At 71.5% G+C, this 24,061-nt stretch carries 22 protein-coding genes; 11 read left to right on the top strand and 11 right to left on the bottom strand.

Annotated features, from left to right (window positions below):
• Positions 1–14 precede the first annotated feature (14 nt).
• The 7 genes from ACFVS8_RS10400 (at position 15) to ACFVS8_RS10370 (ending at position 7,824) form a co-directional block, all read left to right on the top strand.
• Positions 15–1,250, top strand: a complete 1,236-nt coding sequence (locus ACFVS8_RS10400; RefSeq protein ID WP_387061286.1) for an ROK family transcriptional regulator — start codon at positions 15–17, stop codon at positions 1,248–1,250.
• A 69-nt stretch (positions 1,251–1,319) separates the two neighbouring features.
• Positions 1,320–2,564: an extracellular solute-binding protein gene (locus ACFVS8_RS10395; RefSeq protein WP_387061283.1), complete on the top strand. Its 1,245-nt coding sequence runs from the start codon at positions 1,320–1,322 to the stop codon at positions 2,562–2,564.
• 131 nt (positions 2,565–2,695) lie between these two features.
• On the top strand, positions 2,696–3,679 hold the full coding sequence (locus ACFVS8_RS10390) for a carbohydrate ABC transporter permease (RefSeq protein ID WP_387061280.1): 984 nt from the start codon (positions 2,696–2,698) through the stop codon (positions 3,677–3,679).
• Positions 3,676–4,605 carry a carbohydrate ABC transporter permease gene (locus tag ACFVS8_RS10385; protein WP_387061277.1) on the top strand — a complete coding sequence of 310 codons (930 nt, stop codon included), beginning with the start codon at positions 3,676–3,678 and terminating at the stop codon, positions 4,603–4,605. Before ACFVS8_RS10390 ends, ACFVS8_RS10385 begins: the two co-directional genes overlap by 4 nt.
• On the top strand, positions 4,602–6,131 hold the full coding sequence (locus ACFVS8_RS10380) for a glycoside hydrolase family 3 protein (protein ID WP_387061275.1): 1,530 nt from the start codon (positions 4,602–4,604) through the stop codon (positions 6,129–6,131). The genes ACFVS8_RS10385 and ACFVS8_RS10380 overlap by 4 nt, the downstream gene beginning before the upstream one ends.
• The gene (locus ACFVS8_RS10375; protein WP_387061273.1) at positions 6,128–7,054 is read left to right on the top strand and encodes an ROK family protein; all 927 of its coding nucleotides are present in this window, start codon (positions 6,128–6,130) and stop codon (positions 7,052–7,054) included. Before ACFVS8_RS10380 ends, ACFVS8_RS10375 begins: the two co-directional genes overlap by 4 nt.
• On the top strand, positions 7,039–7,824 hold the full coding sequence (locus ACFVS8_RS10370; RefSeq protein ID WP_387061269.1) for a glucosamine-6-phosphate deaminase: 786 nt from the start codon (positions 7,039–7,041) through the stop codon (positions 7,822–7,824). The genes ACFVS8_RS10375 and ACFVS8_RS10370 overlap by 16 nt, the downstream gene beginning before the upstream one ends.
• A 61-nt stretch (positions 7,825–7,885) precedes the next feature.
• Here ACFVS8_RS10370 and ACFVS8_RS10365 read toward each other — a convergent pair whose 3' ends face one another.
• On the bottom strand, positions 7,886–8,476 hold the full coding sequence (locus tag ACFVS8_RS10365; RefSeq protein ID WP_387061266.1) for a TetR/AcrR family transcriptional regulator: 591 nt from the start codon (positions 8,474–8,476) through the stop codon (positions 7,886–7,888).
• A 121-nt stretch (positions 8,477–8,597) separates the two neighbouring features.
• Between ACFVS8_RS10365 and ACFVS8_RS10360 the strand changes: the two genes are divergently transcribed.
• The gene (locus ACFVS8_RS10360; protein WP_387061263.1) at positions 8,598–9,650 is read left to right on the top strand and encodes a hypothetical protein; all 1,053 of its coding nucleotides are present in this window, start codon (positions 8,598–8,600) and stop codon (positions 9,648–9,650) included.
• Positions 9,651–9,752: 102 nt separating this feature from the next.
• On the opposite strand, the gene ACFVS8_RS10355 is transcribed toward ACFVS8_RS10360, so the two are convergent.
• The 9 genes from ACFVS8_RS10355 to ACFVS8_RS10315 all read right to left on the bottom strand — a co-directional run bounded on the left by ACFVS8_RS10355 (position 9,753) and on the right by ACFVS8_RS10315 (position 19,212).
• Entirely contained in the window at positions 9,753–10,118 is a 366-nt protein-coding gene (locus ACFVS8_RS10355; RefSeq protein ID WP_387061260.1) for a YrdB family protein, read from the bottom strand.
• Between the two features lie 166 nt (positions 10,119–10,284).
• The gene (purU, locus tag ACFVS8_RS10350) at positions 10,285–11,157 is read right to left on the bottom strand and encodes a formyltetrahydrofolate deformylase (protein ID WP_387061258.1); all 873 of its coding nucleotides are present in this window, start codon (positions 11,155–11,157) and stop codon (positions 10,285–10,287) included.
• A gap of 20 nt (positions 11,158–11,177) precedes the next feature.
• Positions 11,178–13,175 (bottom strand): sigma-70 family RNA polymerase sigma factor, encoded by a 1,998-nt coding sequence (locus ACFVS8_RS10345; RefSeq protein ID WP_387061255.1) that lies wholly within the window; start codon positions 13,173–13,175, stop codon positions 11,178–11,180.
• A gap of 345 nt (positions 13,176–13,520) precedes the next feature.
• Positions 13,521–14,687 carry an N-acetylglucosamine-6-phosphate deacetylase gene (gene nagA, locus ACFVS8_RS10340; protein ID WP_387061252.1) on the bottom strand — a complete coding sequence of 389 codons (1,167 nt, stop codon included), beginning with the start codon at positions 14,685–14,687 and terminating at the stop codon, positions 13,521–13,523.
• On the bottom strand, positions 14,684–15,472 hold the full coding sequence (locus ACFVS8_RS10335) for a DeoR/GlpR family DNA-binding transcription regulator (RefSeq protein ID WP_387061249.1): 789 nt from the start codon (positions 15,470–15,472) through the stop codon (positions 14,684–14,686). The genes nagA and ACFVS8_RS10335 overlap by 4 nt, the downstream gene beginning before the upstream one ends.
• Positions 15,469–16,323 carry a class II fructose-bisphosphate aldolase gene (locus ACFVS8_RS10330; protein ID WP_387061246.1) on the bottom strand — a complete coding sequence of 285 codons (855 nt, stop codon included), beginning with the start codon at positions 16,321–16,323 and terminating at the stop codon, positions 15,469–15,471. The genes ACFVS8_RS10335 and ACFVS8_RS10330 overlap by 4 nt, the downstream gene beginning before the upstream one ends.
• Positions 16,320–17,375 (bottom strand): 1-phosphofructokinase family hexose kinase, encoded by a 1,056-nt coding sequence (locus tag ACFVS8_RS10325; RefSeq protein WP_387061243.1) that lies wholly within the window; start codon positions 17,373–17,375, stop codon positions 16,320–16,322. Before ACFVS8_RS10325 ends, ACFVS8_RS10330 begins: the two co-directional genes overlap by 4 nt.
• Complete coding sequence (locus ACFVS8_RS10320; RefSeq protein ID WP_387061239.1) at positions 17,372–18,340, bottom strand: ROK family protein; 969 nt, start codon at positions 18,338–18,340, stop codon at positions 17,372–17,374. Before ACFVS8_RS10320 ends, ACFVS8_RS10325 begins: the two co-directional genes overlap by 4 nt.
• Positions 18,341–18,342: 2 nt before the next feature.
• A complete protein-coding gene (locus ACFVS8_RS10315; protein ID WP_387062592.1) occupies positions 18,343–19,212 on the bottom strand; it encodes an SIS domain-containing protein in 870 nt (289 codons plus the stop codon).
• A gap of 421 nt (positions 19,213–19,633) precedes the next feature.
• Between ACFVS8_RS10315 and ACFVS8_RS10310 the strand changes: the two genes are divergently transcribed.
• Genes ACFVS8_RS10310 through ACFVS8_RS10300 form a run of 3 tightly spaced genes read left to right on the top strand, consistent with a single transcriptional unit; the run spans position 19,634 to position 22,877 of the window.
• Entirely contained in the window at positions 19,634–20,878 is a 1,245-nt protein-coding gene (locus ACFVS8_RS10310; RefSeq protein WP_387061235.1) for an extracellular solute-binding protein, read from the top strand.
• A 59-nt stretch (positions 20,879–20,937) separates the two neighbouring features.
• Positions 20,938–21,942: a carbohydrate ABC transporter permease gene (locus tag ACFVS8_RS10305; protein ID WP_387061232.1), complete on the top strand. Its 1,005-nt coding sequence runs from the start codon at positions 20,938–20,940 to the stop codon at positions 21,940–21,942.
• A 2-nt stretch (positions 21,943–21,944) separates the two neighbouring features.
• Entirely contained in the window at positions 21,945–22,877 is a 933-nt protein-coding gene (locus ACFVS8_RS10300) for a carbohydrate ABC transporter permease (RefSeq protein ID WP_387061229.1), read from the top strand.
• A gap of 98 nt (positions 22,878–22,975) precedes the next feature.
• On the opposite strand, the gene ACFVS8_RS10295 is transcribed toward ACFVS8_RS10300, so the two are convergent.
• Complete coding sequence (locus ACFVS8_RS10295) at positions 22,976–23,674, bottom strand: endonuclease domain-containing protein (RefSeq protein WP_387061226.1); 699 nt, start codon at positions 23,672–23,674, stop codon at positions 22,976–22,978.
• Positions 23,675–24,061: the final 387 nt, after the last annotated feature.

Raw genomic sequence — 24,061 nt, 5'->3', positions numbered from 1 at the left:
CTTTACTAACAAACATGTCAACGGAGGCGCAGCGAGGTCAGATCCTCGAGAGCCCGACCCCCCCAGGGGTCGGCGCAGACGTGCTCACCGCGCCGTTCGACCAGGCTCCGATCTTCGCCAGGTCGCGCGCCCTCCGCCCCACCGGCAAGGTACTGCCCGAGCACGCTCGCAGCCACAACCGGGCCCTCGTGCTGCAGACGCTCTACTCGGCCGGCCCGCAGAGCCGGGCCGACGTCGCCCGCGAGACCGGGCTCACCCGCGTCACCGTCTCCGACCTGGTCGCCGAGCTCATCGCCGAAGGGCTCGTCGTCGAGCTCGGCCAGCGCGAAGACGCCCGCCCGGGCAAGCCCGCCATCCTCATCGACGTCGACCGCGCGGCGTTCCAGATCGTCGGCATCGACCTGTCCGACCACGAGCGCTTCCTCGGCGCGATCGTCGACCTCGACGGCGGCATCGTGGCCCGCGCCGAGCTGCCCCGCGACCGTGCGACCGGCGATGCGGCCGTCGCCCTCGTCGACGAGCTCGCCGCCCGCCTCGTCGCGGAGGCGACTGCGCCGGTGCTCGGCATCGGCGTGGGCTCGCCCGGTGTCGTCGACCCGCAGGGCGTCATCCGCTCGGCCCCGAACCTCGGCTGGCAGGACCTCGACCTCCGCGGCCGCCTGCACGCGGCCTTCGGCCTCCCCGTGCACGTCGGCAACGACGCGAACGTCGCCGTGCTGGCCGAGCACGGCTCCTCGACGAACGACGACCTGCTGCTCATCAAGGTCGGCCACGGTGTCGGCGCCGGCATCATCATCGGCGGGCGCCCCGTCATCGGCGGTGGATTCGCGGCGGGCGAGATCGGCCACGTCGTCGTCGGCACCGACGGCGGCCCCCGCTGCGCGTGCGGCAAGCACGGGTGCCTCGAGACCTGGCTCGCCGTGCCCCGCCTCACCGCGCAACTCGACGCGCTCGACGACGCCGGCGACGCGGCATCCGACCGCGAGGCGATCCTCACCGAGGCCGGCCGACGGCTCGGTATCGTGCTCGCACCCGTCGTGGGTGCGCTCAACCTGTCGGAGGTCGCGCTCAGCGGCCCAGCCGAACTGCTTGACGGCCCCCTCGCCCTGGCGGCCGTCGAAACGCTCCGGACGCGGACGATGGCGGAACACAACCGTGATCTGAGGCTCCGGATGACCGAGCAGGCGCAGGACATCGTCCTTCGCGGCGCGGCCGTCATGGTCCTCTCCGGACAACTCGGGGTCTCGTAAGAGCACCCCACGCACCAAGGGTGCAGCGAACCCCCGCTGCTGACCCACACCCCATGAAAGGAAACGCAAATGAGGAAACTCGGCATCGTGGCCCTCGGCGCCGCTGCTGCGCTCACCCTCGCCGGTTGCAGCACCGGTGGCGGCGACACGTCCGCTGACGGCGGCGACATCACCGTCTGGGTGGTCGGCTCCGACACGCCCGAAGACGCGCGCGCGTACCTCAAGGACACGTTCGAGGCTGAGAACGAAGGCTGGACCCTCACGGTCGAGGAGAAGACCTGGGCCGACGTCAGCGACACCTACGCCGCTGCGCTCCAGTCGAACGACTCGCCCGACGTGGTCGAGGTCGGCAACACCCAGACCGCGAGCTTCGCGGACCAGGGCCTGTTCCTCCCGCTCGAGGACTTCAACACCGACGACTACCTCCCGGGCCTCGTCGAGTCGGCGACCTACGACGGCGACCTCTACGCCGCCCCGTACTACGCCGGCGGCCGCATCGTCTTCTACAGCGAGCAGATCCTCGGCGACACGGCGATCCCCACCACGCTCGACGAGTACGTGGAGACCGGCAAGGCGCGCAAGACCGACACCCTCTCGGGCATCTGGGCTCCGGGTCGCGACTGGTACAACGCGCTTCCCTACGTCTGGTCGCACGGCGGCTTCATCGCCGAGCAGGACGGCGACACCTGGAAGGCCGGCTTCTCGAGCGAAGGCGGCATCGAGGGCCTGACCCAGCTGCAGGACGTCTACCAGAACGCGTCCAACGCGGCCAAGGACGGCGACGAGACCGACCCGCAGGTCCCGTTCTGCGCCGGTGAGGACCTCTTCCTCTCCGCGCCGGCATGGGTGCAGTGGTCGATCAACGCTCCGGCCGACGCCGAGGCCCCCGGCTGCCCCGACACGTACGGTGCAGACCTCAAGGCCTTCGCCCTCCCGGGCGAGACCGCAGGTGAGACGGCTCCCATCTTCGCCGGCGGCTCGAACGTCGCCGTCGCGACGAAGAGCGCCAACCCCGAGCAGGCCCGCGCCGCGCTCGACATCATGGCGAGCGCCGGCTACCAGGACCTCCTGGCCGCCGGTGGCCTGACCCCGGGCCTCACGGCCTCGGCGGCGCAGCTGCCCGACACCGAGATCGCCAAGGCCCAGGCCGTGGCCCTCGAGAACTCGAAGGTCACCCCGACCACCCCGAAGTGGGCCGAGGTCGAGGCCGCGCAGATCATCCAGGAGGCGCTCGTGAAGATCGCCCAGGGCGGCGACGTCAAGTCGATCGCCACCGACCTCGACGCGCAGATCGAGGACATCCTCAACAGCTGACCTGTTGAGCACGACGCGGGGGGCGGAGTCCCACACAGCTCCGCCCCCCGTTCCCCTGCCGGGATCGCCCCACGACCGGCGTACCATCAGTCCCACCCGCGGCCCGCCGCGAACCACTCGAGGAGCAGCCGATGAGCGCAACCCTCACGGAGCACGACGCAGCGCCGCGCACGCCCGGTCACCGCCCTCCGCAGCCCGCCCGTTCGGCCGGCCGCGATCCCAAGAAGAAGAAGTTCCCGTTCGCCCCCTGGATGCTGCTCGCACCCAGCATCGCGCTGCTCGCGGTCATGGTCGTCTACCCGACCGTGGTGATGTTCATCACCTCGTTCACCGATCTCGAGATCAAGAACAAGATGCTCGGCACGCCGGCGAACTTCGTCGGCTTCGACAACTACATCGAGGTCTTCACGAAGTCGGACTTCCCGGCCGTGCTCGCCCGAAGCCTCGCCCTCATGGTCATCCTGACCATCCTCATCGTCGTCGGCGGCATGCTGATCGCGCTGCTCATGCTGCGGCTCTCGAAGGGCATGCGGCTGCTCGTCTCGGTGGGCCTCCTGCTCGCCTGGGCCATGCCGCCCCTCTCGGCGACCGTCGTCTTCGGCTGGATCTTCGACACCGACTACGGCCTGGTCAACTGGTTCCTCAACACCATCACGCAGTCCAACGACTTCCGCGGCCACTCCTGGCTGCTCGATCCGATGTCGTTCATGTTCGTGCTCATCATCATCGTCGTCTGGCAGGGCATCCCGTTCGCGGTGTTCACCTTCTACGCCGGCCTCGGCCAGGTGCCCGACGAGGTGCTCGAGGCCTCGCAGCTCGACGGCGCCAACGCGGTGCAGCGATTCCGGCTCATCGTGCTGCCCTACCTCCGCAACGTGATCACCGCGGTGATCGTGCTCGAGACCATCTGGAACCTCCGGATCTTCACCCAGGTCTACGCGCTGCAGCAGCAGGGCGGCATCGCCTCCGAGACCAACGTGCTCGGCACGTACCTGTTCCGCCAGGGGCTCGGCGAGTTCGGCGTGACCGCCGCGATCGGCGTGTTCATGGTCATCCTGCTCATGGGCATCTCCTACTACAACGTCCGCTCCAGCCTGAAGGAGGAGGAAGCGTGACCACGCAGATCTCTCCCGCCGTCCAGCTCGCCGAGACCCCGGCGTCGGTGACGCCCCACACGCAGAAGGCCCGGCGAACCCACCGCTTCGGTGCGCCGAAGATCGTGATCAACACGGTCGCGATCCTCGTGTTCCTCTGCTCGGTGTTCCCGGTCTACTGGATGGTGAACATGTCGTTCACCCCGTCGAACCAGATCATCAGCCGCAACCCGAGCTTCTTCCCGTTCGAGTTCACGATGAAGAACTACGTCACGGCCTGGACCCGAGAGGCGGCGCCCGGCCAGACGGACTTCCCGCACGCGCTCGGCTCGAGCATCATCGTCGCGATCGCCGTCGTCATCGTGTGCGCCCTGATCGCCTTCCTCGCCTCGATCGCGATCGCGCGCTTCGCCTTCCGCGGCCGCTACGTCTTCATCGTCAGCGTGCTCGTCGTGCAGATGGTGCCCGGCGAGGCGATGATGTTCACGATCTACAACATGATCGACGACTGGCGTCTCATGAACACGCTCATCGGCCTGTTCATCGTGCACCTCGCCTCGGTCGTGCCGTTCACCATCTGGACCCTCCGCGGCTTCGTCGCCGGCGTGCCCGCCGACCTCGAGGAAGCGGCCCAGATCGACGGCTGCACGAAGGCGCAGGCGTTCTGGAAGGTCACCTTCCCGCTCCTCGCGCCCGGCCTGGTCTCGACCGGCATCTTCGCCTTCATCCAGAGCTGGAACGAGTTCACGATGGCGCTGCTGCTCATGAAGGGCTACAACCTGACGCTGCCGCCGTGGCTGAACTCCTTCCAGTCGGCCACCGAGGCGACCAACTGGGGCGCCGTCATGGCCGGGTCCACGCTCATCGCGCTGCCCGTCGTGATCTTCTTCCTGTTCGTGCAGGGCCGCATGACCGGCGGCCTGGTGAGCGGAGCCGTCAAGGGATGAGCGACCGGCACCGGACCGGCGCGGGCGAGGGCCTGCGCCGGGACATCCACACGACCCTGCTCCCGGGCTTCGCCGGCACGAGTGCGCCCGACTGGCTGCTCGAGCGCCTGCGCGACGGGCTCGGCGGAGTCTGCGTGTTCGGCCCGAACATCGTCGACGCCGAGCAGTTGCGCGGGCTCAACGCGAGCCTCCGCGACGCGAACCCGCTCGCCGTCATCGCGATCGACGAGGAGGGCGGCGACGTCACGCGGCTCTTCTACGACCGCGGCGCGCCGTACCCCGGCAACGCCGTGCTCGGCCGCCTCGACGAGCCCGAGCTGACCGAGCGGGTCGCCCGCGAGGTCGGCGAGGCGCTCGCGGCCACGGGATGCACCGTCACGTTCGCGCCCGACATCGACGCGAACTCCAACCCCGACAATCCGGTGATCGGCGTGCGGAGCTTCGGCGCCGACCCCGAGCTCGTCGCCCGTCACGCCTCGGCGTGGGTGCGCGGCGTGCAGTCGACCGGCGTCGCTGCGAGCGCGAAGCACTTCCCGGGCCACGGCGACACGGCGACTGACTCGCATCTCGCGCTGCCCGTCGTCGACGTCTCGCTCGACACGCTCCGCGAGCGCGAGCTCGTGCCGTTCCGGGCGGCGATCGCCTCCGGCACGCGCACCATCATGACCAGTCACATCCTGCTCCCGCAGCTCGACGCGGAGCACCCCGCCACCCTCTCTCCCCGCATCCTGCAAGGCCTGCTCCGCGGGGAGCTGGGGTTCGAGGGCGTCATCGTCAGCGACGCCCTCGACATGAAGGGGGCGAGCGGCGTGCACGGCATCCCTGAGGCTGCCGTGCGCGCCCTCGCCGCCGGTTGCGACCTGCTCTGCATCGGCGCCGACAACACCGACGCGCAGCTGAGCGAGATCGTCGACGCGGTCGAGGCCGCGGTCGCGGCCGGCCGCATCCCGGTCGAGCGCATCGCCGAGGCGGCGGCGCGCGTGCGGGCGCTGAGCTCCGACGCGCCGCAGATCGCCGCGGTCGCCCCGGTCATCGAGCCCGTGCACGACGCGGAGCAGCTCGTCGCGTTCGCCGCCGCGTTCGAGGTGACGGATGCCGCGCGCTCGCGCCTCGGCTCCGCACCCCGCCTCGGCACCGTCGTGCGGGTCGACACCGTCGCGAACATCGCGATCGGCGTCGCGCCGTGGGGCCCCTTCGCGGTGCCCCTCGTCGACGAGTCGCCGGCCTGGTTCGCGGATGCCGCGGTCGTGCCGGTCTCGGAGGGCTCGCCGCTCGGCGATGCATCCGCCCTCGCGGGGCCCGTGCTCGTGGTCGGCAAGGACCTGCACCGCCACGCCTTCGCGGTCGACGCGATCGAACGGCTCCGCAGCGTGCGCGACGACGTCGTGACCGTCGACATGGGGTGGCCGTCGAACGACCGCGCCTACGCCGACGTGTCGACGTTCGGCGCCTCGCGGCTCATCGGGGCCGCGCTGCTGGCCTTCGTCGATGCGGCGCTCGCGCCCGAGACGGCGGACGTCGCATGAGGCTCGGCATCGACATCGGCGGCACGAAGACCGCCGCGGTCGCGATCGGGGCCGACGGCGAGCTGAGCGACCTCGTGCAGCTGCCGACCGGCTTCGGTGCGCCCGAGGTCGTGCACACGGCGCTCCAGGTCGTGGCCCGCATGAGCGAGCTCGCTGGCGTGCACGCCACGAGCTTCTCCTCGATCGGCATCGGCATCCCCGGGGCGGTCGACAGCTCGACCGGTCGGGTCGAGCACGCCGTGAACCTCGGCCTGGAGGGCCTCGACCTCGGCCCCCGTCTCGCCGACGAGCTCGGGGTCGCCGTGCGCGTCGAGAACGACGTGAAGGCGGCTGCGCTCGGTGCGCACCACCTGCTGGGCGTCGCCGACGGCATCACGGCGCACTCGATGGCCTACCTGAACCTCGGCACCGGCCTCGCCGCGGGCATCGTGCTCGACGGCGAGCTCCTGCGCGGCGGCCATGGCGTCGCGGGCGAGATCGGGCACATCCCGGTCGACCCGTCCGGGGTCGTCTGCGGGTGCGGCCAGCGCGGCTGCCTCGAGACGTTCGCGTCGGGTTCGGCCATCGCGCGCATGTGGCCCACCTCGCATCCGCTGCCGGCGCGCGAGCTGTTCGACGCCGCGGCCGCCGGCGACGAGCGGGCGATCGCGGTGCGCGAGGAGTTCCTCCGCGGCGCCGCGTCGGCCGTGCGCCTGCTCGCCCTCACCACCGATGTCGACGACATCGTGATCGGCGGGGGACTCGCCTCGCTCGGCGAGCCGCTGCTGCTCGGCGTGCGCCGTATCCTGAACGAGTGGGCCGGAAGCTCGCCCTTCCTCGCCTCGACCGATCTCGCGGAGCGGGTGCAGGTCATCCCGCTCGGATTCCCCGCGGCCGCCGTCGGCGCCGCACTCGTTGGAGAACCTTCATGGCAGAACTCGTAATCGTCCGCGACGAGCAGGCGGCGGGCGATCTCGTCGCCGACTCGATCGTGTCGCTCATCCGTCGCAAGCCCGATGCGGTGCTCGGCCTCGCGACCGGGTCGACGCCGCTGGCCACGTACGGTGCGCTCGCGGGTCGCATCGCGGCCGACGGCATCGACGTGCGCGGTGTCCGCGGGTTCGCGCTCGACGAATACGTCGGCCTCCCCGCCGGCCACCCCGAGAGCTACCGGTCGGTGATCACGCGCGAGGTCGTCGAGCCGCTCGGGCTCACGCCCGAGCTCGTTCGCGTGCCGAACGGCGACCCCGAGCAGATCCAGCACGCGGGCGCCGACTACGAGGCGGCCATCGCGGCTGCGGGCGGCATCGACATCCAGATCCTCGGCATCGGCCGTACGGGGCACATCGGGTTCAACGAGCCGGGCTCCTCGCTCGCGTCGCTCACCCGGGTGAAGACGCTCACCGCGCCGACCCGGGCCGACAACGCCCGGTTCTTCGACTCGCCCGACGAGGTGCCGATGCACTGCATCACGCAGGGCATCGGCACGATCCTGCGGGCCCGGCACCTCGTGCTGCTCGCGTTCGGCGAGGCGAAGGCGAAGGCGATCGCGGCCGCGGTCGAGGGGCCGGTCACGGCGAGCCAGCCGGGGTCGGCGGTGCAGCTGCATCCGCACACGACGGTGATCGTCGACGAGGCCGCGGCCTCGCTGCTGGAGAACCTCGACTACTACCGCCATGCGTGGGACAACAAGCCCGTCTGGCAGGGAATCTGACCCGCGCCAGACCCGCAGTCGATCGGCATCCGACCCGCGGCGCCGCCACGGCGGACCTCGGTCAGCGGGGAAGCAGGAGCGGGACCATCGCGAGGTAGGACTCGCCGTCGAAGTCGTCGATGACGGCTCGCTGCAGCAGGAATCCCGGCCCGAGGCCGAGCACGACCGGTGCGGCCCGCCGCGCCCATTCCGACGGGTCGCCCTCGACCTGCTCGGGGTTCGCCGCAGCCCAGGCGTGCAGGCCTGACTCGAGGATCCCGCGAAGGCGGGAGAAGACCCCCTGCACGATCGCACGGATCTCTGGGTCGACGGCGGCGTCGCCCCAGAGCTGCACCACGATGTGGGCGAACGGCTCCCGGCTCATGCCGCCGAGGAGCGACGCCATGAGCTCTCCCGGCGAGGGGGTCTTGCCGGCTCGGCCGAGTTCGGCGATCTCGGCGCTGCGTGAATCGAGCACGCGCTCTGCGACCGCCGCGAAGAGCTCCTTCTTGCCGGCGAAGTGCCCGTAGATCGCCCCCGCCGAGAGCCCCGACGCCTCGATGATGTCGGCCATCGAGGTGCGCTGCATGCCGCGCTCGGCGAAGCTCTTCAGCGCGGCGTCGATGATCTCGTCGCGTCGAGCCGCACGGTACTCGTCGGTGACCTTCGGCATCTCTGCTCCCCTCGGACCGCTCGGTCGAGCCGCCCGAGGGTGAAACCGAACGAGCGTTCTTGACAAGCATACGAGCTCCGTTCACAATAAAGAACGAATATTCGTTTTTATTGGAGGAATCATGTCGCATCCGGATGCAACGTCGGCGCACACGCCGATCGCCCGGGTCGTGGGCCTCGCCCTCGGGCTCGTGGCGCTCGTGGGCGTGCTCGTGCTCGCATTCTCGTGGCCGACCGTCACGATCGATCCGAAGGACCTGCCGGTCGCGATCGCCGGCCCCGAGCGGGCCGTCACCGCGGCGACCGAGGCCATCGACGAGAAAGCCGACGGCGCCATCGCCCTCGAGACCGTCGACGATCGCGACGCGGCCGTCGACGCGATCGAGCAGCGAGACGTCTACGGCGCGATCATCCTGGGCGAGCAGCCCGAGGTGCTCATCGCGTCGGGCGGAAGCCTCGCGGTCGCCCAGATGCTCACCGGGGTCGCGGAGACGCTCCAGGAGGGCGTCAACGCGCAGGCGCAGGCCGCCGCAGCCGCCGCCGGCGCGCCCGCCCCCGACACGATCGTGGTCGCCGTGACCGACGTCGTGCCGCTCGCCGACACCGATGCGCGCGGCACCGGCATCGCCACGGCGATGTTCCCGCTCGTGCTCGGCGGCATGATCGGCGGCATCGCGGTCTCGCTCGTCGTCATCGGCGCACTCCGCCGCGTCGCAGCCGTGATCGTGTACGGCGCCGGCGGCGGACTGCTGCTCGGCTGGGTGCTCGGCGGCTGGTTCGGCTCGCTGCAGGGCGACTACTGGGCGAACGCCGCCGCGATCGGCCTCACGCTGATCGCGATCGCCGCCCCGATCACCGGCCTCGTCGCACTCATCGGCCGCGCCGGCATCGCGTTCGGGCCCGTCGTCATGCTGCTGTTCGCGAACCCCCTCTCGGCGGCCGCCGTGCCGAAGGAGTTCCTGCTCGCCCCGTGGGGCGAGGTCGGCCAGTGGTTCCCGCCGGGCGCCGCGGCGACCCTGCTCCGCGACCTCTCGTACTTCCCCGACGCCGACACGTCGTTCCCCTGGCTCGTGCTCGGCGCGTGGGCGCTCGGCGGGCTCCTGCTCTCGGTCGTCGGCCACTTCCGCACCGCGGGCGGCGCCGAACCCGATGCGGAGGCGGCGGTCGCGGTCTGACCGCAGCGCCTGCACGGCACGCCTCGTGCTGGCTGCATGACGAAGGCCCCCGGTATCCGGAGAACGGATGCCGGGGGCCTCGTGCGTGCGGTCTCGGGCCGTTCAGTCGGCCAGCTGGCTCCGCCCGTGCAGGATGCCGCTCACGGCCGCGACGACGGCGAACACGATCGCCACGACGGGCTGCCCGAGCATCCACCAGGCGAGCGCGACCGTCGTGAAGACGACGATCTCGACGATCGCCCGGCCGAACACGTCGATGCGGAAGACCGATTTCGGCGACAGGAAGAGCGCCCAGGCCAGGATCGCGAGCGCCGGCGCGCCGAGCCCGATGAGCACGCCGGGCCACGGCAGGGGGAACGACATGAAGCCCCAGATGCCGAGGCTCACGAACGCGAACAGCTCCAGCAGGAAGCGGAGGATGTCGTTCGGGCCGATCTTGGGCTGGGGCTGGGGGAGTGCACTGCTCACGGGAGACCAGCCTACTTCGCCGGAGGGAGTGCAACCGCCTCGAACGGTGTCGAGCGGGGCCGGCCCGCCCGCGGCATCCGCCCGCCCGAGCGACCGACGGATCGGGTCATGAGGCTGGGTGCTGCCCGGCTGGCCGGGCGAACCCCGTGCGCCGTCGTCGGCGCGGTCAGCGGAAGATGATGGTGCGCGCGCCGTCAAGCAGCACGCGGCGCTCGGCGAACCACTTCACCGCCTGGCTGAGGGTGCGGCTCTCTTCGTCCTGCCCGATCGCGACGAGCTCGGACACCGAGCGGGAGTGGTCGACGCGCACGACGTTCTGCTCGATGATCGGACCCTCGTCGAGGTCGCTCGTGACGAAGTGGGCGGTCGCGCCGATGAGCTTCACGCCTCGAGCGTGCGCCTGACGGTACGGATTCGCCCCCTTGAAGCCGGGCAGGAACGAGTGGTGGATGTTGATGCACCGGCCCGCGAGCGCCTCGCAGAGCTCGGGCGAGAGGATCTGCATGTACCGCGCGAGCACCACGAGCTCGATGTCGTGGGCGTCGACCGCCTCGAGCACGCGCGACTCGAACGCGGCCTTCTCGTCTGGGTTCGTCACGGCGGATGCCTCGAACGGCACGCCGTAGAAGTCGACGAGGTCGCGCAGGGTGCCGTGGTTCGAGAGCACCAGCGGGATCTCGACGGGCAGCTGCCCGGCGCGCTGGCGGAAGAGCAGGTCGTTCACGCAGTGCCCGGCGGTCGAGGCGAGCACGAGCGTGCGCAGCGGCCGGCCGACCTCGTCGAGCTCCCAGGTCATCTGCCACCGGCTCGTGACCGGCTCGAGCGCCGCCTCGAACTCGGCGCGCTGGGCGGGCGACTCGACTTGCACCCGCATGAAGAAGCTGCCCGTCTCGGTGCTCGCGAACTGCTGGCTCTCGGTGATGTTGCCGCGGGCGGCCACGATCGCCCCGCTGATGGCGTGCACGATGCCGGGCGAGTCGACGCAGCTGAGCGTGAGGACCCAGTGGTTCAGGCGGTCGGGCGTGGCATCGGTGGTCATCCGCCCAGCGTAGCCGTGACTCAGCCGGCCTTCGTCACGGCGGCGGCCGGGCCGGAGCGGCCGTCGGCCACGTAGCGCACGGTCACGTCGACGAAGTCGGAGATGAGGGCCAGCAGGGTGCCGGATGCCGCGGCGCGGCCGTTCGCGTCGAGGCGCACGTCGGTCGTGAACCACCCGCCGAGGTCGACCCGCACGACGGCGTTCGGTCGACCCTCGTACGAGCCGCGCCAGCGGAACCGATCCCACGTGAGCAGGAGCTGCGGGCTCGTCAGCACGACGTCGACGACGGTCGCCTCTGACACGTTGCCGGCCACGTCGGTCTGCACGACGGCGAGCGGCGTGGTCGCGGCGGGCAGGCCCTCGACCGCGAGCGACCACGCACCGTCGGGGGAGGCCGTGGTGGTCCACGCCCTGTCGCCCGCGGTGACGTTGATGCTCGCGCCCGGTTCGGCGGTGCCCGACAGGATCGGGTCGACGAGCCCGCCGGCGGTGTCGGGCTCGGCCACGACCGGCGGCAGGGCGACGACATCGACGGGGTCTACCGGGTCGACGGGGTCTACGGGGTCGACGGGATCGACGGGATCGACCGGGTCGACGGGATCGACCGGGTCTACCGGGTCTACCGGGTCGACGGGGTCGACGGGGTCGACGGGATCGACGGGATCGACCGGGTCGACGGGGTCGACCGGTGCCGGGCTCGGAGGTGCGGGTGTCGTCGGATCGGTGACGATCGGCGCCGTTGGCTCGACGGGCGAGAGCCCGGGGATCGGGATCGGATCGGGGGCGACGACCGGCGCGGGCGTCAGCGGCGCGGGTGCGGGCGGAACGGCGGGAGGCGCTGCGCTCGACGGGTCGGAGGGCGACGTCGCCGGTGCCTCCGCCGCAGCGGCAGGCGGAGCCGCGGCCGGTGCGGCCGGAACGAGGTTCGGCGCGATCACCACGGCAGCGGCGACCGCGGCTGCGGCGAGGGCGAGCACGCCGATGCCGCTGCCGATCGCGACGCCGCTGACACCGGCAGCGGCCGCGCTCGAACCGGCGACGGCCGCCGACGACCCGGCTGCGGCGCCAGTGCCGGTTCCTGCCGCGCCGGTGCCCGTCCCGCTGGCACCGCCCACGCCGGAAGCACTGGAAGTCCCGCCGGAGGCGCCGGATGCACCGGACGCGCCCGAAGCGGTGCCGGTGCCCGCGAGGCCGGCGCCGCCTGCGCCGAGCGCGAAGTCCGCGACCGGGGCGCCCTGCGACAGCCAGGCGGAGTAGGCGGTGGCTCCGCCGAGTCCGGCCGCGAGGGGCAGCAGCACGAGGGCGAGGCGGGATCCGACCTCGCGCGCCTCGGCCGCGATGATGGTGCACTTCGCGCATCCGTCGAGGTGGTCCTCGAGCCGTGCGGTGTCACGGGCGCCGAGCTTGCCGCGCGAGTAGGTGCCGAGGCGCTCGATGCTCCACCCGCACGCGGGCTCGGTCTCGGCGTCGCGGAGGTGGGCGCGGATCCAGGCCTGCCTGAGCCCCTCGCGTGCCCGATAGGCGAGGGCCGCCGTGCTGTTGGCGCTCATGCCGACGAGCGGGGCGATCTGCTGGGGGGTCATCCCCTCGACCTCCGAGTACCAGAGCACCTCCTGCCAGCGGGTCGGCAGCGATCGGAACGCCCGCGCGGTCGTCGAGCGATCGAGGGCGTCGAGGGTCGCGGACTCCGTCGTGGTCGGGTCTTCGAAGGACTCGAGGGTCTCGAGGTTCGTCTCGTGGCGTGCGCGACCCCAGCTCGCGGCCGTGTTGCGGATCGTCGTGAACAGGTAGGGCCTGAACGCCCCCTGCGGCCCGCCTCCGGCGAGCAGCATGTCGTAGATGCGGGTGAACGACTCCGACACGAGATCGTCGGGGTCGAGCGAACTGTACGAGCGCGCGACGGTGCGCGCCGCGCCCGCATGGCGCTGCCAGAGCTCCCCGTACGCGGTGCGGTCGCCCGTGCGTACGCGGTCGATGAGCGCGACGTCGGCGGAGGGCTCGGGGCGCGGGCGTGCCATGCCGCCTCCTTCGGGTGTCTGCGGGGCTATGGGCCTTCGACTGAGGGACGCATCGTCGGGCGGATCATGACGCGGTTCAGCACGGGTCGCAGTATTTTCTCAGATTTCCTCGAAACCGGCGTCATGAATCCGGTTCTCCGTCGTCTTCTGTAGTGAGGGCGACCGCAGGGAGCCCTTCGGACGACCGGAACCGGGCCCCAACCCGGCATCGGTCGCCCGGCTCGGTCGGTTCGTCGCGGGGGCGACGGTGCGATCGCCCAGAGCGGGTCCGGAGGTGAAGGGGAACACACCTGCGGATCCGCTCAAGCGGACGGCTCGGCCGGGTCGTCGCGCGCGAGGGGTCGCTCAGGACAGGCGGACGCCCGCGCCCCACACCTGCTCGACCGCGAGGTCGTCCGAGAGCAGCACGGCGTCGGCGGCATAGCCGACGTCGAGGCGACCGAGGTCGTGCGCTCGACCGATCGCGGCTGCCGGCACCTCGGTGAGCGCCGCGACCGCCGTCTCGAGGGGGAGTCCGCTCACCGCGACGGCGCGCTGCAGCGCCACGTCGAGCGTCAGGGTCGAGCCCGCGATCGATCCGCCGTCCACGAGCCTCGCGACCCCGTCGAGCACGTCGACCTCGAGCGAGCCCAGGATGTAGCGGCCGTCGGCCGATCCGGTCGCGGCCATGGCGTCGGTGATGAGCGCCACGCGCCCCGGCGCGCCGGCGAATGCCAGCCGGACAACGTCGGGATGCACGTGCACGCCGTCGTTGATGAGTTCGAGCGTCACGTGCGGCGCGTGCATGGCCGCGACGACGGGCCCGGGCATGCGGTGGTGGATGCCGCGCATGCCGTTGAACGCGTGCGTCAGCAGCGACGCACCTGCCTCGAACGCGGCGAGGGCCGTCTCGAAGTCGGCGCCCGTGTGGCCGACCGCGACGCGGACGCCGGCCTCGACGAACCGGGCGATCGCGTCGGACGCGCCGTCGTGCTCCGGCGCGATCGTGACCTGCCTGAGCGTGCCGGCCGCGGCCTCGAGCAGGCGGTCGACGGATGCCGCATCGGCCGCCCGGAGCAGGGCGGGATCGTGCGCGCCGCGGAACTCGTGGTCGAGGAACGGGCCCTCGAGGTGTGAGCCGAGCACGCGGGGGTCGCGCGCGGCGACCTCGGCGAGCATCCGCACCTGGGAGACGAGGCCGTCGATCGAGGCCGTCACGAGCGAGAGCACCGTGCGGGTCGTGCCGTGGGCGGAGTGCACCGCGAGGATCCGCTCGACGGCCTCGGGCCCCTCGTCGGCGGCGGCGCCGCCGGCCCCGTGGCAGTGCAGGTCGATGAACCCCGGCGCGAGCAGCCGCCCCGCGGCATCCGTCACCTGATCGGGAGCGCCCGCGCTCGCCGAAGGGTCGGCCCAGTCGCCGCCCGTGCCGACGGCGGCGATGCGATCACCCTCGAAGCGCACCCAGGCGTCGTCGACGGTGCCGGCAGGGCGCACGAGGCGCGCGGAATGGATGACGGTCGTGCCAGAGCTCACGAGGCAACGATAACGTCGTAGCCGTGCTCGCCGAGGCGCTGGCGCTGCTCGAGCGTCGCACCCTCGTCGGTGATGATCGTCGTGAAGAGGCGACGCGGTCCGATCGCGGCGAAGGCCCGCTTGTCGATCTTCGACGAGTCGGTCACGATGACCGCATGCGCCGCCCGTGACGCCATGAGCGTGTTGACCGCCGCCTCGCGCTCGTCGTGCGAGGTGGGCCCGACGATCGCGTCGATGCCGTTCACGCCGATGAACGCGAGGTCGAGCGTGATGTTGCCGAGCACGGCGTCGACGTAGGAGCCGACGAGCTCGTACGAGCGGGGGTGTACGACGCCGCCGGTGACGACGGTCTTGATCTGCGGGCGCACCGACAGCTGCATCGCGATGTTCAGCGCGTTGGTGACCACCGTGAGGCCCGGGTCGGGCGCTGGCTCCATGATGTCGGCCCTGGCCATGAGCGCGTCGGCGATCGCGGTCGAGGTCGTGCCGCCGCAGAGGCCGATGACGGCGCCGCGCGGCACGAGCGCGCTCGCGGCGCGCGCGATCGCGGCCTTCGCATCGGGGTTCTGCTGGTTCTTGTACCGCAGCGGCAGGTCGTACGCCACGGAGTGGGCGACCGCACCGCCTCGCGTCCTCGTGAGCAGTTGCTGCTGCGCGAGCGCGTCGAGGTCGCGTCGGGCGGTCGCGGGCGAGACGCCGAGCCGATCGACGATCTGGTCGACCTCGACCTGGCTGCTCTCGGCCAGCAGGTCGAGCACTGCGCTGAGACGCTCGGCACGGTTCATCCGTTGGGTTCCTTTCCGGCGGATCCGAAGAGTTCGAGCAGGCGTGCCGCCTCTCGGGAGATCGCGTCGCGCCCGGCGGCGAGGTACTTCCGCGAGTCTACGGCCGACGGGTTCGCGTCGAGGAAGGCGCGGATCGCCGCCGTGAACTGCGCGTTCAGGTGCGTCGAGACGTTGACCTTCACCAGGCCGGAGCGGATGCCCGAGACGATGAGCTCGTCGGAGACGCCCGACGATCCGTGCAGCACCAGCGGCACGGGCACGGCGTCCCGGAGCCGTGCGATGAGGTCGAGGTCGATCGCGGCCACGCGCTCCGTCATCGCGTGCGAGGAGCCAACCGCGACCGCGAGCGCGCCGACGCCGGTCTCGCCGACGAACCTCGCCGCCTCGTCGGGGTCGGTGCGCACGCCGGGCGCGTGGGCGCCGTCCTTGCCGCCGATCTCGCCGAGCTCGGCCTCCACGAGCACGTCGGATGCCGCGGCGCGGGCGACGATCCGCCGGGTGGCCGCGACGTTCTGCGCAAACGGGAGCTTGGCGCCGTCGTACATGACCGACCCGAATCCGAGGTCGATCGCGCGCAGGGCGAGGGCCTCGTCCTCCGCGTGGTCGAGGTGCACGGCGACCTGCGCGCTCGACGCGTCGGCGACGGCGAGCGTCGCGCGGGCGATCGGTTCGAGCCCGCGGTGGAACCGTACGCAGTTCTCCGACAGCTGCAGCACGACGGGCAGGCCGGTGCGCTCGGCGGCGTCGACGAGCGCCTCGGCGGTCTCGAGGTGCAGCACGTTGAAGGCGCCGAGGCCTCGCCGTGCGGCGACCGCCTCGTCGAGCAGGCGTCGGGTGGGGGCGAGCGTCATGCGGGTTCCTCGGCGTTCTCGGGGGAGCGGTGGGCCGTCGTGTCGGGCTGGAGGGGCTTGGCTGGCGCCGGGTCGACCAGGACCTCGCGCTCGAGCGCCTCGTGCTCCGGGGCGAGCGAGCCGGCGACAGGCACGAGCACCGCCGAGGCGGACCACGCGACTGCGCGCCGCACGAGCGAGCGGCGAGCCGCTGCAGCCGGCGCGATGTCGGCGTCGAAGGGCAGGGGAGCGGCGAGGCCCGCCGCGAGGGCGGCCACCGCGGCGTCGCCCGCGCCGGTCGCGTTGCCGCGGAGCACCCTGGGCAGGCGGGCCCTGACGGGGCGCCTCTGCTCGGCACGGCTCACGAGCATGAGGCCGTCGCCGCCCTGCGAGACCATGACCAGGGTCGCGCCGAGGTCGAGCAGCAGGAGGGCGCCCTCCTCGGGATCGGTGATGCCCGTGGCGGCCGCGAGCTCCTCGGCGTTCGGCTTCAGCGCGTACGCCCCGGCACGCGCCGCCTCGAGCAGTGCGGGGCCGCTCGTGTCGACGACGACGCGGGCGCCCGTCTGCCCGAGCCGGTGCACGAGGCCCCCGATGCGCTCGGGACCGTACCCGGGAGGCAGGCTCCCAGAGATCACGGCCACGTCGCGGCGGCGGGCGGCGCGCGCGGCCGAGGCGGCGGCCGCGGCGGTCGCGGCCTCGACGGCGACCGCGTCGAGCGCGTCGGCCTCGGCGTCGGTGAGCGCCGCCCCGCGTTCGTTGAGCACGGCGGTGTGCGCGGCATCCGTGTCGACGATGGCGACGCTGCGGCGGGTGGCGCCGCCGACCGGCACGAGGCGGTGCGGCACGCCGCCGACCGCGAGGTCCGCCGCGAACTCGCTGCCCGCCGCCCCGCCGAACGTCGTGAGGGCGAGCACGGGAACCCCCTGCTCGTGCAGCACGCGGGCGACGTTGATGCCCTTGCCCCCGGCGCGGGTGGCGCCGGCCGGCACGCGATGCGTCTCGCCCGGCCTCAGCCCGTCGACGTGCCAGGTGAGGTCGAGCGCCGGATTCGGCGTCACGGTGACGATCATGCGCGGTCCTCGCGGCTGCCGCCCGACACGAGGTCGCGTGCGGCCAGGGCCGTGCCGAGCAGCCCGGCGTCGTCGCCGAGGCGTGCGCGCACGAGCGCGGGGCGGCGGTGGAAGCTCAACCTCGCGTCGAGCCGCTCGCGCAGCGGGTCGAAGAGGGCGTCGCCCGCCTGGGAGAGCCCGCCGCCGATGACGACGGCCTGCGGGGCGATCGCCGCGGTCAGCCTGGCGAGGGCGTCGGCGAGGGCGTCGAGCGCCTCGTTCCACACGGTTGCGGCGACGGCGTCGCCCCGCGCCGCGGCCGCGAGCACTTCCCGTGCGCCGGGGACCGAGGTGCCGGACGCCTCGGCGTACCGTCGGGCGATCGCGCCAGCCGAGGCGATCGTCTCGAGGCATCCGATCGCGCCGCACGCGCAGCGCTCGCCCGACGGATCGGCCAGCATGTGGCCGATCTCGCCCGCGAAGCCGCCGCTCGCGAGCGGGTGCCCGGCGAGCACGATCGAACCGGCGATGCCCGTGCCGATGGCGAGCACGACCACGTCGTCGTACCCGCGCGCGGCGCCGAGCCGGTGCTCGGCCTCGCCGGCCGCGCGCACGTCGTGACCGAACGCGACGGGCAGGCCGATCGCCTGTTCGGCGAGCGAGCGGATGGGCGCGTCGCGCCAGCCGAAGTTCGAGGCGAACACGCCGATGCCGTCGACCTCGTCGACGATGCCGGGAACGCTGAGCCCCGCCGTGGAGGGCCGTACGCCCGGGTGCTCCTCGAGGTGGGCTCGGGAGAGCGCGGCGAGGGACTCGACGACCGAGGCGGCCGGATCAGCCGGATCGATCGGCGTCGCGGTGCGCCGCAGCCCGAGGATCCGACCGTCGCGATCGATCAGCGCCGACTTGGTGTCGGTGCCGCCGACGTCGAAGGCGAGCACGGCCGGCCCGGGGCCGAGCGCGAGGTGGAGCGGGTCGGCGGTCATGGTCAGGCGTCGAGGATGACGGAGCGGGTGAGGTTGCGCGGGGCGTCGGGGTCGAGTCCGCGGGCGCGCGCACGGGCGAGCGCGACGCGCTGGGCGCGGACCAGCTCGGCCATCGGGTCGAGCCCGCCGGCCTCGAAGCGGGCGCCGGTCGCGCGCACGTCGTCGGCGAGGCCGACTGGAGACACGCCGAACTGCCAGGTCACCCGACCCGGGGCGGCGATCGCGATGGGGCCGTGGCGGTACTCCATCGACGGGTAGGACTCGGTCCAGGACTGCGAAGCCTCGCGCATCTTGAGCGCGGCCTCGTGCGCGAGGCCGACCGACCAGCCCTGGCCGAGGAAGGAGTACTGCTCCGCGTCGACCAGCCCTGGGTCGAGGTCTTCGGCGAGGGCCGCCTCGGCATCCGAGATCGCGCGTTCGAGGCCCTCGCCGAGCGAGACGCGGAAGAGGGCGAGCGCCGTGGTCGCGAAGCGGGTCTGCACGACCGACTGCTCGTCGGCGAAGGGGAGCGTGATCGCCTCGTCGACGAGGTCGACGAGGGGCGACGTCGGATCGCCGATCACGCCGATCGTGCGCACGCGCCCGCGCAGGTGCTCGACGAGCTGGAGCACCTCGGTCGTCGTGCCGGATCGGGTGAGCGCGACGACGGCGTCGTAGCCGCGGTCGACGAACGCCTCCGACGCCGTGAACGCGTCGGTCTCGCCGTGGCCGCCCGACTCGCGGAGCCAGGCATAGGACTGCGCCATGAACCACGACGTGCCGCAGCCGACCACCGCGATGCGGAGGCCGGGCGCCGGCAGCGCGCGCTGCTCGTCGGTGAGCGCGGCCGCCCGGGCCCAGGTCTGCGGCTGGGACTCGAGTTCGGCGGCCATGTGCGCCGCGGGCGCGGTCACGGCGGAGTGATGGTTCGGCGTGGAGGTCACGTGTTCTGCTCCCGGAGGCGTCGGGCTCGCGATGCGAGCGTGATGGCAACATGATCGCAGATGACTGCTCTGCGTGTCTAATGATCAATCAAACGCGCGTTTGGAAAGAACCCGATCAAGGCTTGCGGTTTGTGAGGTTTCTGAACAAAATCGGTAACGATCACTCCCAAGGGGTTGACGACCGCCGGACGGGGGTCGTAAGTTTTCCGCACCGGATGAACGCACCTGCTCGTTTGTTCGGAGAAACGCTCAGGAAAAAGCACTCTAGGCGCCGTCAGGTGCTCGAAGTCGCTCGATCCGATCGCACGCACCGTGGCGTGAACGCTCGTCGACACCCGGTGCACCACCCATCAGAGTGAGGAAAGCATCCATGAAAAAGTCACTGCGTCTCAGCGCAGCGGTCGCCCTCGCAGCCACAGCATCGTTGACGCTCGCGTCGTGCGGGTTCGGCGGCGGAGGCTCCGACGACAGCGCGTCGGGCAAGACCACGATCGACCTGCTCGTCCCGAGCTACTCCGATGCCACCCAGGGTCTCTGGGAGGATGTCATCGACGGCTTCGAAGCCGAGAACACCGATATCGACGTCAAGCTCGAGGTGCAGTCGTGGGACAACCTCGAGTCCGTTCTCGCCACGAAGATCCAGGCGGGCGAGGCACCCGACATCTACAACGGCGGCGCGTTCGCGGGCTTCGCCGCCGACGGGCTGCTCTACCCGGCCGAAGACGTGGTCTCGGCCGACACCTACTCCGACTTCCAGGACTCGTTCCTCGCCAACGCCGAGGTCGACGGCACCGCGTACGCGCTGCCGCTCATCGCCTCGGCGCGTGCGCTCTTCGTGAACAACGCCCTGCTCGAGCAGGCCGGGGTCGAGGCGCCCACGACCTGGGACGAGCTGCTCGACGCGGCCACCAAGGTCTCCGCGCTCGGCGGCGGCGTCGCCGGCTACGGCATGCCGCTCGGCTCCGAGGAGGCGCAGGCCGAGGCGGCCGTCTGGCTCTGGGGCGGCGGCGGCACCTTCGGCGACGCGACCGAGATCACCGTAGACGACCCGGCCAACCTCCCGGGCGCCGAGCAGATCAAGAAGATGATCGATGCCGGTGCAACCCAGGCCGATGCAGGATCCACCGACCGCTCGCCGCTCATGGACATCTTCGTGCAGGGCAAGATCGGCATGCAGGTCGGCCTCCCGCCGACCGTCGGCCAGATCGCGGACAACAACCCCGACCTCGACTACTCGATCGTTCCCATCCCGACGAAGGACGGTTCGCCGTTCACCCTCGGCGTGATGGACCAGCTCATGGCCTTCCAGAACGACGGCGACAAGCAGGACGCGATCACGAAGTTCTTCGACTACTACTACACGGCCGACGTGTACGTGCCGTGGGTGCAGGCCGAGGGCTTCCTGCCCGTCACGAAGTCCGGCGCCGAGCAGCTCTCGTCCGAGGAGGCGCTTGCGCCATTCCTCGAGGTCCTGCCCGACGCGCAGTTCTACCCGAGCACCAACCCCAAGTGGCAGGCGACCGACGGCGCGTTCAAGGCGCTCTTCGGGCAGCTGCAGACGAAGCCGGCCCAGGACGTCCTCACCGAGATCCAGGCGCAGGCCGACGCGGGCTGATCCTCACCCGCATCCAGCACTGACCAGCACGACCCGGAGGGATCGGTGACCACCGACTCATGAGCACCACGTCAGACGTGTCATCGACCCAGGCGGGGGCGGCCGAGCGCCGCCCCCGCTCCGGCGGGTCCGACCCCGGATCGGGCGCCGGCTCCAGCCCCGCACCTGCCAGGTGGCCCCGCAGCGGCGGCCGCGACGTCCTGTCGGCCCTGCCGTGGATCGGCCCCGCGCTGATCCTGATCTTCGGCGTCGTGCTCTACCCGGCCGTCGTCATGTTCTTCAACTCCACGCGCGACATCTCGCAGTCGGGCGTCGACCGGGGCTCGGTCGGCTTCGACAACTTCGTCGAGGTCTTCTCGTTCCCGTACTTCTGGCCGATCTTCGCTCGCACCATCGTGTGGGTGGTCGTGGTGGTCGGAGCGACCGTCATCATCTCGCTCGGCCTCGCGCAGATCCTCAACAAGGCGTTCCCGGGGCGCCGCATCGTGCGCCTCGCCGTGATCATCCCGTGGGCGGCCTCGGTCGTCATGACGACGATGGTCGTCTACTACGGCCTCGAGCCGTACTTCGGCATCATCAACAAGTTCCTCGTCGACGTCGGCCTCGTCGACACCCCGGAGGGATACGGCTGGACCCGCAACCCCGAGACGGCCTTCGCCTGGTCGATCGTGGTCGCCGTGTTCGTGTCGTTGCCGTTCACCACGTACACGATCCTCGCGGGCCTCGCGACCGTGCCCGGGGACATCGTCGAGGCCGCCAAGATGGACGGCGCCGGCCCCGCCCGCACCTACTTCAGCATCGTGCTGCCGCAGCTGCGCGGCGCGCTCAGCGTGGCCGTGCTCATCAACATCATCAACGTCTTCAACTCGCTGCCGATCCTGAAGGTCATGACCGGGTCGATCCCCGGCTACGACGCCGACACGATCATGACGCTGATCTTCAAGTACATCCAGAACCAGCACAAGATCGATGTCGCGAGCGCCCTCTCGGTCGTCGCGTTCCTCATCGTCATCGTGATCGTCGCCGTCTACGTGCGGGTCGTCAAGCCCATGAAGGAGGTCTGAGCATGACCGTCACCGAGACTCGCGCCATGCTCGCCGCGGACGCCGGCCACGGGGCATCCGACCGCGGATCGGGCACGGTGCGCAAGCGCCGCTACACGGAAGACCAGGTGCCGCTCGGCCGCGTGCTGCTGCGCATGCTCGCCGGCCTCGTGGTGCTCGCGATCTTCGTGCTGCCGTACACGATCATGTTCTTCGGCTCGGTCAAGACGAAGGCGCAGATCCGCTCGGTCGACCCGACGTACTTCCCCCAGGAATGGCACTGGGAGAACTACGTCACCATGTGGTCCACACCCGAGACCCCCCTCGTGCAGAACCTCATCTCGACGATCGTGATCGCCGTGTTCGCGACGCTGCTCGTGCTGCTCGTGGCCATGCCGGCGGCGTACTACACCGCCCGCTACCTGTTCCCCGGGCGCATGCTGTTCCTCTTCCTGGTGATCGTCACGCAGATGCTGCAGCCCGCGGTGCTCACGTCGGGCCTGTTCCGCCAGTTCGTGGCGCTCGACCTCGTCGACACCTGGGCGGCGATGATCCTCATCAACGCGGCGTTCAACCTCTCGTTCGCCGTCTGGATCATGCACTCGTTCTTCGCCGGAGTGCCGAAGGAGGTCGACGAGGCCGCGCAGATCGACGGCGCGGGCCGGCTGACGGTGCTCTTCCGCATCCAGCTGCCGCTGGTGTGGCCGGGCATCGTGACGGCCATCGTCTTCACGTTCGTCGCGTGCTGGAACGAGTTCGCGGCCTCGCTCGTCATCCTCTCGACCGCGGGCAACCAGCCGCTCTCGGTCGCGCTCACGAAGTTCGTCGGCCAGTACGAGACGTCGTGGCACTACGTGTTCGGCGTCTCGGTCGTCGCGATCGTGCCGGTCGTCGTGCTGTTCATGCTCATCGAGAAGCGACTCGTCGGCGGCCTCACGGCGGGCAGCGTCAAGTAGGTTCCGGATCCGCGTGCGACTCGGACGCCGCATCCGAACGCCCCGGCCCGTCATCGCCCCGCTTACGCGACCGCCCCGCCTACGCCATCGCCCCGCCTTCACAAGCGGAGGAGATTCGCGCGAGGGGAGGTCGGGTTCGCACCAGGGCTCCTCCCGTCGCGCGAATCTGCTCCACTCCGGTGGAGGCCCTGGGCAAGGGCCATGCGGATCTCGAGTTCGACGCGATCCCAGTCGGCGAGCACGTCGTGGTAATCGAGCCGGAAGACCGTGTACCCCATGAGCTGGAGCCTCCGGTCCGCCTCGATGTCGCGCCCGCGCTGCTCGGGAGTGCGGTGGAATCGGTACCCGTCGATCTGGAGCACGAGTCGGTCACCGATGAGTCCGTCGACCGGGCGACCGTCGATCACGACCTGCTGGGCGACGAGGATGCCGATGCGTGCGAGTCGGGCCACGGGGATCGACTCGATGCCGGAGTCCGAGAGGGCGGTGGCGGCAATGAGCAGCTTCCGGATCGCCGGGGTCTGCATCGGCAACCGCGCGAGCACGGCGATGCTCGTTCCGCGTCGGACCGCGGACTCCCAGGTGGCGAGCGCCGCCTCGAACGGGCGGCAGTCGGCGAGATGCCAGAGGGCGTCGGCAACGGGCTCGACGAGCGAGTCGCGGTCGCGTGGGACGGGGCCGCGATTCCAGTGGGCGGTCGCGTCGCCGGGCGTCAGTCGACCCGCGTGCGGCGGGGCCGAGAGATGGAATCGGCCGTCGTCGAGCGTCCAGAGGCCATGATGCCTCGCAGCCGACACGCAGGCGACGCGGCCCCCTGATGCCGCCGCGCGCACGAGTTCGGGCGCGGGCGTGGTGGCCAGCCAGCTGCGCCGGATCCGCCGGACGGTGCGTGCCTGGACGGCCGCCCGGCAAGCCGAGACGCTGAAGCCGGCGCGGACGAGATCGTGGGTGTGCGCGATGCCCGCGTGGTGGTCGAGCCAGCTGGGATGTCCATGCCCTCATGCTGGGGCGGCTCGGAGTCGGCTGGCGCGGCACGGGTCGCGGCCGGGCGAGGTCCGGTGCGGAGCGACGATGTGGAGGGCGGGCCGCGTCAGGGACGGGTGCGCCTGCGACGTGCCACTGCGCAGCGAGGGGAGGAGATTCGCGCGACGGGAGGTCCGGGCTCGCCCCAGGTGCCTCCCGTC

Source organism: Agromyces sp. NPDC058110 (genome assembly GCF_042884735.1).
Taxonomy (GTDB): Bacteria; Actinomycetota; Actinomycetes; order Actinomycetales; family Microbacteriaceae; genus Agromyces.
The sequence above is the reverse complement of the archived record's forward strand: the minus strand, read 5'-3'. Positions and strand labels throughout refer to the sequence as shown.